The sequence below is a fragment of the Variovorax sp. Varisp85 genome (genome assembly GCF_047304045.1).
Classification (GTDB): Bacteria; Pseudomonadota; Gammaproteobacteria; order Burkholderiales; family Burkholderiaceae_C; genus Variovorax.
Genome location: NZ_JBGLYN010000010.1, coordinates 65,245 through 79,731 on the forward strand (window position 1 = coordinate 65,245; position 14,487 = coordinate 79,731).

Here is a 14,487-nt window from a genome sequence, read left to right on the forward strand (position 1 = left end):
TCCCGGAATCAGGCTTTCAGATACTCGGCCTTGGTGCCGAGCCAGCGGTCGATGTGGCGCTGGGCCAGGTCAGGGTGCTTCTGCAGCATCACCGGTGCCAGTTCGCGCGCCCAGTCGAGCAGCAGCGTATCGGTCGTCAGGTCGGCAAAACGCAGCAGCGGTGCGCCCGACTGCCGCGCGCCCAGGAACTCGCCGGGACCGCGAATCTCCAGGTCGCGCCGCGCGATCTCGAAGCCGTCGCCGGTCTCGGCCATTGCCTTGAGCCGCGCGCGCGCCGCTTCGCCAACACGGCCGCTGTCGCCCGGCGCATAGAGCAGCACGCAGGCCGAGGCCGCCGCGCCGCGCCCCACGCGGCCGCGCAGCTGGTGCAGCTGCGAAAGGCCGAAGCGCTCGGCATGCTCGATCACCATCAGCGAGGCGTTGGGCACGTCGACGCCCACCTCGATCACGGTCGTGCTCACCAGCACCTGAATCTCGTTGGCGGTGAATGCGGCCATCACCGCCTGCTTCTCGGCCGTGGGCATGCGCGAATGCAGCAGGCCGACCTGGATGGGCTCGCCGAGCGTGTCGGCCAGCTCGTCGCGCGTTTCGGTCGCGTTGCGCAGGTCGACCGCCTCGCTCTCCTCGATCAGCGGGCACACCCAGTACACCTGCCGGCCCTGCGCGATCTGTGCGTGGATGCGGTCGATGACCTCGTCGCGCCGATGGTCGGCCACCAGCTTGGTGACGATGGGCGTGCGGCCCGGCGGCAGCTCGTCGAGCGTGGAGACGTCGAGGTCGGCGTAGTAGCTCATCGCGAGCGTGCGCGGGATCGGCGTGGCGCTCATCATCAGCAGATGCGGCTCCAGGTGCCCGACGGCCTTGCCGCGCAACGCAAGACGCTGAGCCACGCCGAAGCGGTGCTGCTCGTCGATGATGGCCAGTGCGAGATTCTTGAAGCGAACCTTCTCGGAAATGACCGCGTGCGTGCCGATGACCAACGCGGCCTGGCCGCTCTCCACCGCCGCCGACATCTCGTCGCGCTCCTTCTTCTTCTGGCTGCCCGTGAGCCACGCCACGCGCAGGCCGCGCGCAGCGAGCAGCGGATCGAGCCAGCCGACCAGCTTGCCGAAGTGTTGGGCCGCGAGGATCTCGGTGGGCGCCATCAGCGCGCACTGGAAACCCGCGTCGATGCAGCGCGCCGCCGCCAGCGCCGCCACCACGGTCTTGCCCGAACCCACGTCGCCCTGCAGCAGGCGGTGCATCGGGATCTGGCGGTGCAGGTCGGCCGTGATCTCCTCGCCCACGCGCTGCTGCGCACCGGTCAGGCCGAAGGGCAGCACCGCGAGCAGCTGCGCATGCAGCGAAGTGGCGACCGCCTCGGTCGGCGCAGGCAGCACCGGCGCACGCTGGGCTGCGCGCTCCAGCCGGGCCTGCAGTTGCGACAGTTGCTGCGCCAGCAGTTCCTCAGCCTTGATGCGCTGCCATGCCGGGTGGCTGTGGTCTTCGAGTGCGGCAATAGACACGTCGGGCGTCGGGTAGTGCAGGAAGCTCAGTGCGCTGCGCAGATCCCACGCGCCGCGCAGACCGATCTGCACCGGAATGGTCTCGTCGAGCACCGCGCGCGCCAGGCCCGAACGCACCTCGCGCCGCAGCACCGGCTGCGCGAGCCCGGCCACGGTGGAGTAGACCGGCGTGAGCGCATTCGGCAATGCGGTGCCGGCCGCCTTCACGCTCGGATGCATCATCTGCCGCCCCACGAAGCCGCCGCGCACCTCGCCGCGCACCCGCACCCGCGCGCCGACCGCCAGCTGCTTCTGCTGCGAGGGATAGAAGTTGAAGAAGCGCAGCTGGCAGGTGTCGCTGCCGTCGTCGATGGTCGCCAGCAGCTGGCGGCGCGGGCGGTACACCACCTCGCATTCGGTGATCACGCCTTCGACCTGCGCCATGTCGCCGTCGCGCGTGTCGGCCAGGCGCACGATGCGCGTCTCGTCCTCGTAGCGCATCGGCAGGTAGAGCGCGAAGTCGATGTCGCGCACGAGGCCCAGCTTGCGCAAGGCGCGCTGCACCTGGCTCAGGCCGCTGCCGGGCGGGCCTGCGGGCACCGGCGCGGCGGCACTCGCGGAAGCTGCAGGGGACGGGGCTTTCTTGGGAGGCACGGACGGGCTTCTAGCGCGGGCGGCAAAGGTCCGCCAAGGCGCTGCGGGCATCGGGGAACATGAACTGGAAGCCGGTGCGCAGCAACTGCGCGGGCACCACGCGCTGGCCTTCGAGCAGCAGGTCGGCCTGCTCGCCGAGCAGCAGCCTGACGGGCGCCGCGGGAGTCGGCATCCAGCAGGGGCGGTGCAGCACGCTGGCGGCGACGCGGGTGAATTCTTCCTGGCTCAGCGCACCGGGCGCGGTGAAGTTGAAAGCCTGCGCAGTCGCGGGGGCCGCGGCCCGTTCGGCCACGCTCCACACATGCGCCATCGCGCGGACCAGGTCATGCACATGCACCCACGACAGCCATTGCCGCCCGCTGCCCAGCCGCCCGCCCATGCCGAGCCGGACCGGCATCAGCAACTGCGGCAGCGAGCCCTGGTGGCCGAGCACGAAGCCGAAACGCATGCAGGCCACGTGCACACCGTGCGTGACAGCGGCGCGTGCCGCCTGCTCCCAGCGCTGGCACAGCTGCGACATGAAGATCTCTTGCGGCGGCGCATCTTCGGCGAGTTCGGCGGCGTGGCCCTGCGGCTGGACGCCGTAGTAGCCGATGGCGGAGCCCGAGAGCAGCAGCCACGGCTTGCGTGGCCGCGTGGCGATCCATGCCACCAGCTGCTGCGTCAGCCCTTCGCGGCTCCTGAGCAGCTGCTGGCGTCGCCGTTCGCTCCAGCGCATGCCCAGGATTCGCGCGCCCGCGAGGTTGACGACCACGTCGACATCGTCGGCCGCCGGGACCTGGTGGAGCGATTGCACGCAGCGCACCGCGCCGCCGAAGTCCCAGGCGGCCGAGCGCGCATCGCGCGTCCAGACCGTCACCGCATGGCCGTCGGCCAACAGGTGGCGCACGAGGATCTGGCCGATGAAGCCGGTACCGCCCGTGACCAGCACATGCTGCGGCTTGGTGCCGAAGCGCACCGGCGCCAGGGCATCGCGCGCCTGCGCCTGCTTGTGCTGCCCGAACAGCGCGCGCGCCGCGAAGCCATCGCGCAGGCCCGAGAGACCCACGCCCACGCCGCACAACGCCAGGAACGCGCTGAGCCAGCCGTGCGGCTGCCACACCATCGCGGTCGGCTGCGCGGCCCAGCCGACCGCGCTCATCGCCAGCAGCGCGATGAACGCGCCGGCGTTGATGGCCAGCACCGTGTGCGTGACCCGTTCGGTGGGCGGCAGCAGGCGGCTGCCGTCCTCGACCACGAAGTCCCACAGCGTGAGCACGATCTCGACGCCGAACACCGCGAGCAGCACCCACGCCCACGCGCCGTGCCAGGCCCACGCCGACAGTCCGAGGAACAGCGCGCAGTAGATGGACGAGCGCGTCGCGTGGATCGCCAGCTCGCGCGCCGCCGTGCCGCGCCGCGGCAGCGCCTCTGTGCCCTCGTGGTGGTAGAGCGTGTCGAAAGCGCCCAGCACGCCCTGGGCCGCCATGAGCTGCAGGGCCAGCAGGTGCGTGTCGAGCGTCATGCGGCCACCGCCTGCGGCTCGGCCACTTCCTCGAACACGCCGACCTGCGTGAAGGTGGTGCCCATCAGCCAGTGGCGGATCTCGATGCGGATGTTGAAGCGCTCGGGCGTCTCGTTGTGGTGCCAGAGAAAGGTCTTGCCGGGCGTGAAGACACCGGGCAACGGAATGCGCCAGCCGAAAACGTCCCAGAAATAGCCGTCGCTCTGGAAATGCAGGCTGCCGTTCTCCACGCTCAGCACCAGCTTCATGCCCAGGCCCATGCCGACGTACTCCAGCACCTCGCCGCGCTCGCTCTCGCGCATGAAGCTGGTGAACTGGATCGGCTTGCGCCCGTGCAGGCGGTAGATGCGCTGCTTGTAGATGGCGGGGTCGCCGGGCTTGGCGTAGACCTGGATCTCCACGGGGAAGTGGCTGTCGCTGTAGGGGATCAGCGCGCCCTGGATCATCGGCTGCGTGAGGTGCCCCAGCAGCTTGCCGAAGCGCGAGCAGCGCAACTCGCTGAGCGCGCCCAGGTAATGCAGCGCCTTGCCGGGCGAGGGGTTCTTGTCGAAGCGCCGGCGGATGTCGGGGTGCAGTCCCATCCAGGCGCCGCCCAGGATCTTCTTGAAGAGCTCGCCTTCGGAAGGAGGAGCAGGGGCTGGCGGGACGCGCGCGACGTAGGAATCGACCATGCGTCGATTCTGCCTCGGCAACCCCCTGCCGAGCCCGTGATTCCAGCCCATGGGACAATCGCCCGCTTCCTGCATCCTTCTCTTCCCATGCCTCCTTGGCACGGGCCCGTCCGGCCCTCAAGCACCATGCGCGCCTTCACGCTTTCCGATTTCGATTTCGCCTTGCCGCCCGAGCTGGTGGCGCAACACCCGGCCACCGAACGCACCGCCTCCCGCCTGCTCGACGGCACGGGGCCCGCGCCAGTCGACCGCATCTTCAAACACCTGCCTTCGCTGCTGCGCGCGGGCGACCTGCTCGTCTTCAACGACACGCGCGTGGTCAAGGCGCGCCTGTTCGGCGAGAAGCCGACCGGCGGCAAGCTCGAGCTGCTGGTCGAGCGCGTGCTGCAGGGCCACGAGGTGGTCGCCCATATGAAGGTCAGCAAGAAGCCGCCCGTGGGCACCACGCTCGAGATGGTCGGCGGCTTTCGCGCCACGCTGCTGGGCCGCTGGCCGGACGAAGACGGCGCGCTGTTCCGCTTCGGCTTCGAGAGCGACGCGGGCGAAGACCCGTACGCGCTGATGGCCCGCTGCGGCCACGTGCCGCTGCCGCCCTACATCACGCACACCGATTCGGCCGACGACGAGAGCCGCTACCAAACCGTGTTCGCACGCGTGCCCGGCGCGGTGGCCGCGCCCACCGCCGCACTGCATTTCGACGAGGCACTGCTGGCCGAGCTCGATGCGCACGGCGTGCAGCGCGCCAGCGTCACGCTGCACGTGGGCGCCGGCACCTTCCAGCCGGTGAAGACCGAGAACATCGCCGAACACACGATGCACGCCGAGCGTTATGAGGTGCCCGAGGCCACGCAGCGCGCGATTGCCGAATGCAAGGCACGCGGCGGCCGTGTCGTTGCGGTCGGCACGACCACGGTGCGCACGCTCGAATCGTGGGCCAAGAGCGGCGAAGCCACGGGCGACACGCGCATCTTCATCACGCCGGGCTTCGTGTTCGAACACGTCGACTTGCTGGTGACGAACTTCCACTTGCCGAAGAGCACGCTGATGATGCTGGTCTCGGCCTTCGCGAGCTACGAGCACGTGATGGCGCTGTATGCCCATGCCATCGCCAACGGCTACCGCTTCTTCAGCTATGGCGACGCCATGCTGCTCGCGCGACAAACGGACTGAACGACATGCTGAACTTCGAACTCCTCAAGACCGACCCCGACAGCCACGCGCGCCGCGCCACGCTCACGCTCAACCACGGCAAGGTGCAGACGCCGATCTTCATGCCCGTGGGCACCTACGGCACCGTCAAGGGCGTGATGCCGCGCAGCCTCGAGGAGATGGGCGCGCAGATCATCCTGGGCAACACCTTCCACCTGTGGATGCGCCCCGGCCTGGACGTGATGGCGAACTTCGGCGGGCTGCACCAGTTCGAGAAGTGGGACAAGCCCATCCTCACCGACTCGGGCGGCTTCCAGGTGTGGTCGCTGGGCGCGATGCGCAAGATCAGCGAGGAAGGCGTGAAGTTCGCCTCGCCCGTCAACGGCGACAAGCTGTTCCTCACGCCCGAGGTCTCGATGCAGATCCAGACCATCCTGAACAGCGACATCGTGATGCAGTTCGACGAGTGCACGCCCTATGACACCAAGGGCCATATCACGACGGAGGCCGAGGCGCGCATCTCGATGGAGCTGAGCCTGCGCTGGGCCAGGCGCTGCCAGAGCGAATTCGCACGGCTGGAGAACCCGAACGCGCTGTTCGGCATCGTGCAGGGCGGCATGTTCGAGAACCTGCGCGAGGAGTCGCTCGCCGCGCTGGTCGACATGGACTTCCCGGGCTACGCCATCGGCGGCGTGAGCGTGGGCGAGCCCAAGGAAGAGATGCTGCACATCATGGGCCACACGCCGCACCGGCTGCCCGCGAACAAGCCGCGCTACCTGATGGGCGTGGGCACGCCCGAGGACCTGGTGCAGGGCGTGGCCGATGGCGTGGACATGTTCGACTGCGTGATGCCCACGCGCAATGCGCGCAACGGCACGCTGTTCACGCGCTTCGGCGACCTGAAGATGCGCAACGCACGCCACAAGAGCGATCCGCAGCCCATCGACCCCAGCTGCACCTGCCATGCGTGCGCCGGCACCTCGGGCGTTTCGTGGAACGACGGCGGACGCGAGGGCTTCAGCCGCGCCTACCTGCATCACCTCGACCGCTGCGGCGAAATGCTCGGGCCGATGCTCACGACCATCCACAACCTGCACTACTACCTGAACCTGATGCGCGAGATCCGCGCGTCGCTCGACGCGGGCTCGTTCACCGAGTTCCGCGCGCGCTTCAAGTCGGAGCGGGCACGAGGCGTCTGAGGCCTCTTCTTACTTCGGGGCCTGGATGGGCAGCGGGGTGGCGTAGGGCTCGATACGCAGCGCCTCGTTCTTGAAGACCACGATCTGCCTGAGCGGCGCCTGCACCAGCGCGCCGCCCGAGTCCTTGTGCGAGGCGTACTGCCACAGCGTGAGCTGGCCCTTGGCGGCCAGCTGCGCGGCCAGCCGCTCCACGGCGGGGCCGGAGCCCGCGCCGAGCAGCGCCGCGTCGGCGCCCACGATCACCTCGTCGCGCGGCGAGACCACCTTGAAGAGCTGCACGGGCGCCGGCGCCTGTGCGCGCACGGAACGCACCGCCAGGGCGGCGGGAAGAAGCGCGAGCGCCAGGACGGCGCGGCGGGGAAAGGTGTTCGTCATGGGGCAGGAGCGTAGCCACGCCCGTCGGCGCTGCCCATTCGCCGGAAGCCATACGCCGACCGGCAACCCCGGGCTCGCCGGGGGCCCGCTCATCCGCTACGCTTGCCTTCCGTTTCCACTGCTGTTGCCGCATTCCCATGACCAACGCATCTTCTCCCTACACCGCCCGCTATCCGTCGCTGGCCGGGCGCACCGTGTTCATTTCCGGCGGCGCCAGCGGCATCGGCGAATCGCTGGTGCGGGCCTTTCACGCACAGGGCGCGAAGGTCGGCTTCTGCGACCTCGACACCGCCGCCGGCAACGCGCTCGCGGCGCAGCTGCAAGGCGAGCACCCTGCGCTGTTCCAGGCCTGCGACGTGACCGACACGGCCGCGCTCGACGCCACCATCGACGCGGTGCGCCAACGCTTCGGCCCGATCGCCGTGCTGCTGAACAACGCAGCCAACGACCGCCGCCACGAGATGGCCGACGTGACCAGCGAGGACTTCGACCGCCTCGTGGCCGTCAACTTCAAGCACCAGTTCTTTGCCGCGCAGGCAGTGGCGGACGACATGCGTGCGCTGGGCGGCGGATCGATCATCAACTTCGGCTCGATCAGCTGGATGATCAAGGGCCGGGGCTATCCGGTGTACCAGGCCTGCAAGGCGGCGGCGCGCGGCCTCACGCGCTCGCTGGCGCGCGACCTGGGCAAGCAGAACATCCGCGTGAATTCGATCGTGCCGGGCTGGGTGATGACCGAACGGCAGATCAAGCTGTGGGTGAAGCCCGAATCGGGCGCGGAGATCGATGCGGCCCAGTGCCTGCCGGGCCGCGTGATGGCGGAAGACATCGCGGCAATGGCGCTGTTCCTCGCGGCCGACGATTCGCGCATGTGCACCGCACAGGACTACGTGGTGGATGCGGGCTGGACCTGAAACAGGCTCGCCCCCAGGCTACGCGCACTTCGTGTCGCTTCGCCAACCCCCTACCGGGGGCAACACCTGCGGCCCGGCGAAGCCGGTTCCGCGGTGTTTCTGGAAAAAGAAAATTCCCGGGTACCGATCTTCTTAGTCGCGCAGTTCGGCTGGCAGCGTGCCGCCATTGGCGGCGATGCGGCTCATCACCTGCTTGTGCAGGCCGATGTTCCATTCGGCCGAACCCGGCTCGCCATCGCTGTAGAGAATTTCGCTGGCCAGTTCCTTGCGCGCGGCGAGGCTGCTGTCCAGGCCCAGCAACTTGAGCAGGTCGACGATCGAGGTGCGCCAGTTCAGGCCGGCGGCACCAGGCATCGCGTCCAGGACGGCGGGCACGTCGCCCAGCGGGATCGCAGGCGGCGGTGCGGCAGCGGCCGGCGCGCCCGGTGCAGCCGCCGGCGGTGCGGCGACGACTTCAGCGGCGTTGGCCGACGGAAAAATCTTGGAAAAAATCTTGCCGAAAATGCTCATGGGTGTACTCCGTCAATGTGAATGGGAAAACCCGCGGCACGGCGTTGCGTGCCGCAGCCCTGGGGTTGTAGCACGCCCGTGCGGCGGTTCCGCTACGTGGCCGGCAGAACCGGGGCACCCGGCGTGACCGATTGCGCAGTGCCGGTCACAGGTGTGTGCGGCGACTGCGTCTGCGCGCCCGCCGAGGTTCCGCAGGCATGGCAGAACTTGGAGAACGCGCTCTTGCGCGTCTCGCACTGGCCGCAGTGGTCGAACAGGCCGATGCCGCAGTGCGGGCAGAAGTCGATCTCGTTGTTCTTCAGGTCGACCGGCCGTTCGCAGCCGGGGCATACGCTCTTGCCCAGGCGCGCCAGGGCGACGTCGTAGCTCAGCTCCTCGCGGCGCACCTGGTCGGGCTGCTGCTCGGCGAGTTTCTGGCGCGCCAGGTAGCGGTTGAGCGCGATGATCGCGTAGCGACCCACCAGCACGGTGAGCAGGATGCCCACCACGTAGCGCACATAGCCGCCGTAGCTCGGCAGGTAGGGCACCAGCTCGACGAAGAAGGCGAACAGCGCGAAGAAGATGAAGCCCCACACGAACGGCCACCAGGTGCTCTTGCGCTTCTTCACGAAGAGCCAGCCGGCCACGACGAGCAGCGGCAGCGTGAGCGCCAGCCGGTAGGCGAATACGCGCAGTTCGATGCGGCGGTACTCGGCGTCGAGCTTGAGCTGCGCGTCGCGCTCCAGCACCGACAGCGCTTCGGAGGCGCGCTGCTCGGCCTGGCGCGCGTCGAGCGCGATCTTCTGCTGCGCGTTGACCTTGCGCTGCAGCTCCTCCTCCTTCTGCTTGAAGGCGTCGAGCGCCTTGGTGCGCGCGATGAGCTCGGTGTCCTGATCGGGCTGCGCGGTGGCGCGCCGCGTGGAGATCCAGTTGCCGAAGGTCTCGCGCGCATTGGCGCTGGCCTGCTGCGCGGCGTTGAGCTGCAGGCGGATCTGGTCGAGGTCGCGCGCGGCCTGCAGCTCGGCGGCTTCCGAGGCCTTGACGGTGGCGCGCAGCGGCTCGGCCGCCGGCTTGTCGATGAAGTCGTCGATGCCGCGCACGCGCTCGACCTGGGGCAGGTCGCTCACGACGGTGCTGCCGAGCCCGATGAGGAAGCTCGCGAACACCAGCGCCACCAGCCAGAGGCCGCGGCGGAACCATTTTTCGGAAAGGCGCAAGGATTTGCTCATGTTGTTTTCTCCACGTTCTTATTGAAGCTTCAAGGTCACCGGCGCCGCGCCGAGCCCGGCACGCGGCAACCATGCGAACACAGAATCGACCGTCACGGTCTCGATGCGATCCGAGAAGCGCTTGTCGTTCGGATGGTCGTCGAAGGCCACGTTGGCCGAGCCTACGCGCCCGCCCAGCCGGGTGAGCGGGCCGAGCTTCAGCACGGTCGGCTCGTAGCCTTTGAACTGCAACCAGGCCTGCGCCTGCGCGCGGCTGCCGATGGTGGCGGGCTCCATGGCGGCGGCCAGCGTCTCGACGGCCCACTGGTTCGACTGCTGGTACTTCTGGCCCCAGGCGTAGCTCACGATGCTGTAGGGCGCGGTGTGCAGCCGCACGATGCGCGCGGGCGGTTCGTTCAGCGCGGCCAGCAGCTGCGCCTGCACCTGCGGCGTGGGCACGGCCCAGGCGGCCTCGTAGCGCCACGGGTCGTCGAGAAAGAACTCGCCGAGCCCCTGGCGGTAGACGGCGGCCACTGCGGTCCCGCACTGGTTGAGCTTGTGCACCACGCGCCACGGGCCGGCATCCGTCTTGTAGGCGATGCCCAGGTGCGAGTAGCGCAGGCCGTACTTGCTCAGGTCCTGCCCCGCGCGCGCCAGGATCACGACGCGCGCGCCGCTGGCGTCGAGCGCCTGCGAGGTGCGCTCGGCCAGTTGCATGCCCTTGACGATCACTTCAGGCGCAGGCTTGACCTGCCCGCACGAGCGGCCGGCCTGCGCCTGCATCGGCAGCAAGACCGCAAGCCCGAGCAGCAGCGGCAGTGCCCGGTTCACGACAACCTCTCGTTGTGGAGCAGCGCGCGGCCGATGGCGTTGGGCACGAAGGCCAGCACCTCGCCGGCGGCCGACAGCACCACGCCGGTGCCGATCACGCTGACGAGGACGCTGGTGCCCACGGCTTTCGACACGCCGTCAGCCGCGCGGCCCGCGACCTTGATGCTGGCGCGCGCGCCGTCCGAAGCGCGTTCGAGCAGGTACACCGTGCCGTCGGCAGAGGCTTCGACCGCGATCACGGTGAGCGTCGAGCCGCCCACAGACAGCGCGGCAGGCACGGCGACCGCCGCGGTGGCCGAGGCCCCCACCGCAGAGGCGGCGACCACCACCGATGCCACAGGCATCAGCGAGAGGGCGACCGAGGCGTCGCTCTGCGCCTGGGCACGCAGGGGAGCCGAGATGCCCGCGAAGGCGGTGCAGGCGGCGACGAGAACGGCGGCAATCGACTTTTTCATGATGGGCTTTCGTTGATTGGACGCGGGTTATTCGGCAGCAGAAGCAGCAGCTTCGGCACGGGCCATGCGGCGGCCCTGCAGGCGGGCTTCGGCCATGTCGGCTTCATGGCGGTCGCGCAGCGTCTTGGCCAGCGTGAAGGCCGAGCTGATCAGGAACAGCCAGCTCACGCCCAGGAAGGCCTTGTAGGCCTCGTTGATCTCCATGCGCACGAGGCCCCAGCCGGTCAGGCCCATCGCGGTGAAGAAGCTGCCCCAGACGACCAGCTTCCACATGGGCACGTCGCGCGTCGCTTCGGCGCTGCGCTCGGCGGCCTGCTGGCTGTCGCGCACGAACTTGGCCAGCATGAAGGCGGTGCTCAGGCAGAACACGTAGCCCATCACCATGAACGCCCGGTCCAGCGCCTCCCCCGGCAGCCAGCTCAGGCCGGTGGCGCACAGGAAGACGGCGATCGCGAACGAAGCCCAGGCCTGGAACTGCCAGGCCCGCGTGTCGCGCTGGATGAAGACGGTCGTGGTCGATGAGAGGGGTTGCATGTGTGCCTCGCGGCGTAGTGAAGGTGGGCGAATGATGGTTCGCTCCCGCACCGCGGGGCTTGAATGCTTGCACCAGTTGCGGTTTTCAGCGCCGCCGGTATCTGCAACCGATACTTTCCGGCGCCTTGCGCGCCGGAAAGGAGCTGCGCCTCAGGCGGCCAGCAGGGCGCTCACACGCTGGCGCAGCGACTCGGGCTGCACTTCCACCGGCGGCACAGGACCGCCGACGTTAAGCCCCACGCGGCTGAAGAAGCCGCGGCGAAACGGCTTGGCCATGGCCACGCGCTCGCCGCCGCGCAGCTCGATGCGGCTGAAGTACGAGCCCCAGAGATTGGTCAGCGCCATCGGGATCACCGGCGGCTCGATGCCCTGGGCGCGCGCGCCTTCAAGGATCTTCATCACGCCGCCCTTGAACGGCTGCAGCTCGCCGTCGCGCGTGATCGCGCCCTCGGGGAAGATCGCGAGCAGGTCGCCCTCGCGCAGCACGCCGATCGCCTTGGCAAAAGCCGCTTCGTAGGCCGCGGGGTCTTCCTTCTGCGGCGCGATCGGAATGGCCTTGGCCAGCTTGAACAGCCAGCCCAGCACCGGCACCTTGAAGATGCGGTGGTCCATGATGAAGCGGATCGGCCGCGGGCTTGCCGCCATCAGCAGCACCGCGTCTATGAAGCTCACGTGGTTGCACACCAGCACGGCCGCGCCCTCGGTGGGAATGTGCGACTCGCCCTTGATGTCGAAGCGGTAGACGAAGCGCGACAGCACCCAGGCCACGAAGCGCAGCAGGTACTCGGGCACCAGCATGAAGATGTAGAACGCCACCACCGCGTTGGCGATGCCGGTGAACAAGAAGATCTGCGGAATGGTGAAGCCCGCGCCCAGCAGCGCGCCCGCGATGACCGAGCTGCCGATCATGAACAGTGCATTGAGGATGTTGTTCGCCGCGATGATGCGCGCGCGGTGCGTGGGCTGGCTGCGCAACTGGATCAGCGCGTACATCGGCACGCTGTAGAGGCCCGCGAACAGCGACAGCAGCGCCAGGTCGGCCATCACGCGCCAGTGGGCGCCCTGGCGCACGAAGGCGCCGATGCCCATCTCGGGCACGGCTGGCAGGCCGCGCGACGCAAAGTAAAGGTCGACGGCGAACACGCTCATGCCGATGGCGCCCAGCGGCACCAGGCCGATTTCCACCTGCCGGCGGCTCAGCGTCTCGCACAGCAGCGAGCCGACGCCGATGCCCACCGAGAACACCACCAGCAGCAGCGAGGCCACCTGCTCGTCGCCGTGCAGCACTTCCTTCGCGAAGCTCGGGAACTGGCTCAGGAACACCGCCCCGAAGAACCACATCCACGAGATGCCCAGCAGCGAGCGGAACACCACCACGTTCTGGTTCGCGAGCTTGAGGTTGCGCCAGGTTTCGCTGATCGGGTTCCAATTGATGACCAGCCCCGGGTCGGTGGCCGGCGCCTTGGGTATGGCCTGCGCCACGCCCCGGCCGACCAGCGCCAGCAGCACGCAGCCCACGGCCACGCTCATGTGGCCGATCTGCGGCACCGCCACCAGCAGCCCGCCCGCCACCTGCCCGAGCAGGATGGCGACGAAGGTGCCCATCTCGACCATGCCATTGCCGCCCGTGAGTTCGCGCGCGTCGAGCACCTGCGGCAGGTAGGCGAACTTGACCGGCCCGAACAGCGTGGAGTGCAGGCCCATGAGGAACACGCAGCCCAGCAACACCACCGCGTCGGCCCGCACGAAGCCCCAGGCCGCGAGCACCATGATCGCAATCTCGAGGTTCTTGACGAAGCGGATCATCTTCGTCTTGTCGAACTTGTCGGTGAGCTGGCCGGCCGTGGCAGAGAACAGCAGGAACGGCAGGATGAACAGCGCGCCGATCACCAGCCCCGCCATGGCCGGCGGCATCCAGCCCAGCTGCAGCTGGTAGGTCACCATGACGGTGAAGGCGAACTTGAACAGGTTGTCGTTCGCCGCACCCGCGAACTGGGTCCAGAAGAAAGGCGCGAAGCGCCGCTGCTTGAGGAGGGCGAACTGGTTGGCGTGGGCGTTCGCTTCGTGGGCCACGGGTGTGGCTGCGGCAGCGGCGGGATTTGTCATTCGAAGAGTGCTCCTCAGGCGGCCACGGCGGCGGCGCCCGGATTGTGCCGTAGTGCGGCTTCCCAGCGCATTTCGAGCTTGTGGAGCGCGAGCACCACGGGCAGCCCGGCGAGCGAGGCCGTCAGATGCTTCAGCGTATGGCCCGAAACCGTGTGCCGCGTGAATTCATAAATCTGGTGGTCGGCCAGTTCGAGAGCCTTGGCCAGCACGTAGAAGAAGATGACCCAGCCCAGCTTCAGCCCGACCGACTTGCGCATCGGCGTGGCCAGCGCCAGCGTCACCACCAGCGCCATGCCGCCGAACTGCACCAGCGCCCAGGGCATGACGTTGCCGGTCTCCTGGAACACCTCGGCCGAGAGCAGGCCGGCCGTCAGCGCGAACCAGGCGGCGGGCCAGCCGGCGCGCTGGCTCACCCGCTCGCAGACCGCCACGCCGATCAGCCCGGCGAAGGCCACCGCCATGCCGGCGCGGTCCGCGGCGAGCCGGGGGGCGTCGGGCACGAGGTGGAAGAAGGCCGAGCCCGCGGCGGTGGCGATCAGGCCGGCGAAGAAGAGCCAGGCGCAGTCGAGCGTGTTGTCCGGCGGATCGCTGGCGGGCGGGGCCAGCGGGAACTGCGACAGCGCCTCCTGGTGCGAGCGGTCGATGCGGTTGAGCCGGTACAGGCCCCACAGGCCGATCACGACGAAGGGGATGTTGCTCAGCACGTCCATGGCGTTGGGCAGTCCGTGCCAGGCGCGGTTGTCGGCGAACACCGAGGCGATGGCAACCTCGGCGGCGGGCAGCGCGGGGCCGAAGAAGGCGACCAGAGTGAGCAGCGCGAAAGTGAAAAGCAATCCGCGTTCGCGGCGGCTGAGTCGGCTGGCAAGAGACAGGAGCATGGCGGTCCTCGGTGGGTGGGTCGGTACGGGCCGCAA

The 14,487-nt window shown here is 68.9% G+C and carries 14 protein-coding genes; 3 read left to right on the top strand and 11 right to left on the bottom strand.

The window, feature by feature from the left end; genetic code table 11:
* Positions 1–8: 8 nt before the first annotated feature.
* The 3 genes from recG to ACCC97_RS06405 are packed head-to-tail and all read right to left on the bottom strand — an operon-like array spanning position 9 to position 4,313.
* Positions 9–2,189 carry an ATP-dependent DNA helicase RecG gene (gene recG, locus ACCC97_RS06395; RefSeq protein WP_413331891.1) on the bottom strand — a complete coding sequence of 727 codons (2,181 nt, stop codon included), beginning with the start codon at positions 2,187–2,189 and terminating at the stop codon, positions 9–11.
* Positions 2,149–3,642, bottom strand: coding sequence for a TIGR01777 family oxidoreductase (locus ACCC97_RS06400; protein ID WP_413331893.1), 1,494 nt, complete (start codon positions 3,640–3,642; stop codon positions 2,149–2,151). Before ACCC97_RS06400 ends, recG begins: the two co-directional genes overlap by 41 nt.
* Positions 3,639–4,313 carry a DUF4166 domain-containing protein gene (locus ACCC97_RS06405; RefSeq protein WP_413331894.1) on the bottom strand — a complete coding sequence of 225 codons (675 nt, stop codon included), beginning with the start codon at positions 4,311–4,313 and terminating at the stop codon, positions 3,639–3,641. The genes ACCC97_RS06400 and ACCC97_RS06405 overlap by 4 nt, the downstream gene beginning before the upstream one ends.
* A 126-nt stretch (positions 4,314–4,439) precedes the next feature.
* On the opposite strand from ACCC97_RS06405, the gene queA reads away from it, so the two are divergent.
* A complete protein-coding gene (gene queA / locus ACCC97_RS06410) occupies positions 4,440–5,483 on the top strand; it encodes a tRNA preQ1(34) S-adenosylmethionine ribosyltransferase-isomerase QueA (protein ID WP_413331895.1) in 1,044 nt (347 codons plus the stop codon).
* A gap of 5 nt (positions 5,484–5,488) precedes the next feature.
* Positions 5,489–6,661, top strand: a complete 1,173-nt coding sequence (gene tgt, locus ACCC97_RS06415; protein WP_009124762.1) for a tRNA guanosine(34) transglycosylase Tgt — start codon at positions 5,489–5,491, stop codon at positions 6,659–6,661.
* Between the two features lie 9 nt (positions 6,662–6,670).
* On the opposite strand, the gene ACCC97_RS06420 is transcribed toward tgt, so the two are convergent.
* Positions 6,671–7,036: a hypothetical protein gene (locus ACCC97_RS06420; RefSeq protein WP_413314022.1), complete on the bottom strand. Its 366-nt coding sequence runs from the start codon at positions 7,034–7,036 to the stop codon at positions 6,671–6,673.
* 137 nt (positions 7,037–7,173) lie between these two features.
* Here ACCC97_RS06420 and ACCC97_RS06425 point away from each other — a divergent pair, with 137 nt between their 5' ends.
* Positions 7,174–7,950 (top strand): SDR family NAD(P)-dependent oxidoreductase, encoded by a 777-nt coding sequence (locus ACCC97_RS06425; protein WP_413331896.1) that lies wholly within the window; start codon positions 7,174–7,176, stop codon positions 7,948–7,950.
* Between the two features lie 132 nt (positions 7,951–8,082).
* Here the strand turns inward: ACCC97_RS06425 and ACCC97_RS06430 are convergent, their stop codons facing one another.
* The 7 genes from ACCC97_RS06430 to ACCC97_RS06460 all read right to left on the bottom strand — a co-directional run bounded on the left by ACCC97_RS06430 (position 8,083) and on the right by ACCC97_RS06460 (position 14,451).
* On the bottom strand, positions 8,083–8,460 hold the full coding sequence (locus ACCC97_RS06430; RefSeq protein WP_009124759.1) for a DUF3597 domain-containing protein: 378 nt from the start codon (positions 8,458–8,460) through the stop codon (positions 8,083–8,085).
* 92 nt (positions 8,461–8,552) lie between these two features.
* Positions 8,553–9,668: a K+ transporter gene (locus ACCC97_RS06435; protein WP_009124758.1), complete on the bottom strand. Its 1,116-nt coding sequence runs from the start codon at positions 9,666–9,668 to the stop codon at positions 8,553–8,555.
* A gap of 18 nt (positions 9,669–9,686) precedes the next feature.
* Entirely contained in the window at positions 9,687–10,478 is a 792-nt protein-coding gene (locus ACCC97_RS06440; RefSeq protein ID WP_413331897.1) for a DUF2145 domain-containing protein, read from the bottom strand.
* A complete protein-coding gene (locus tag ACCC97_RS06445) occupies positions 10,475–10,933 on the bottom strand; it encodes a hypothetical protein (RefSeq protein ID WP_413314025.1) in 459 nt (152 codons plus the stop codon). Before ACCC97_RS06445 ends, ACCC97_RS06440 begins: the two co-directional genes overlap by 4 nt.
* Positions 10,934–10,960: 27 nt before the next feature.
* On the bottom strand, positions 10,961–11,467 hold the full coding sequence (locus ACCC97_RS06450; RefSeq protein WP_009124752.1) for a YiaA/YiaB family inner membrane protein: 507 nt from the start codon (positions 11,465–11,467) through the stop codon (positions 10,961–10,963).
* Between the two features lie 150 nt (positions 11,468–11,617).
* Entirely contained in the window at positions 11,618–13,573 is a 1,956-nt protein-coding gene (locus ACCC97_RS06455; protein WP_413314026.1) for an MFS transporter, read from the bottom strand.
* A 14-nt stretch (positions 13,574–13,587) separates the two neighbouring features.
* Positions 13,588–14,451 carry a hypothetical protein gene (locus tag ACCC97_RS06460; protein ID WP_009124744.1) on the bottom strand — a complete coding sequence of 288 codons (864 nt, stop codon included), beginning with the start codon at positions 14,449–14,451 and terminating at the stop codon, positions 13,588–13,590.
* Positions 14,452–14,487: the final 36 nt, after the last annotated feature.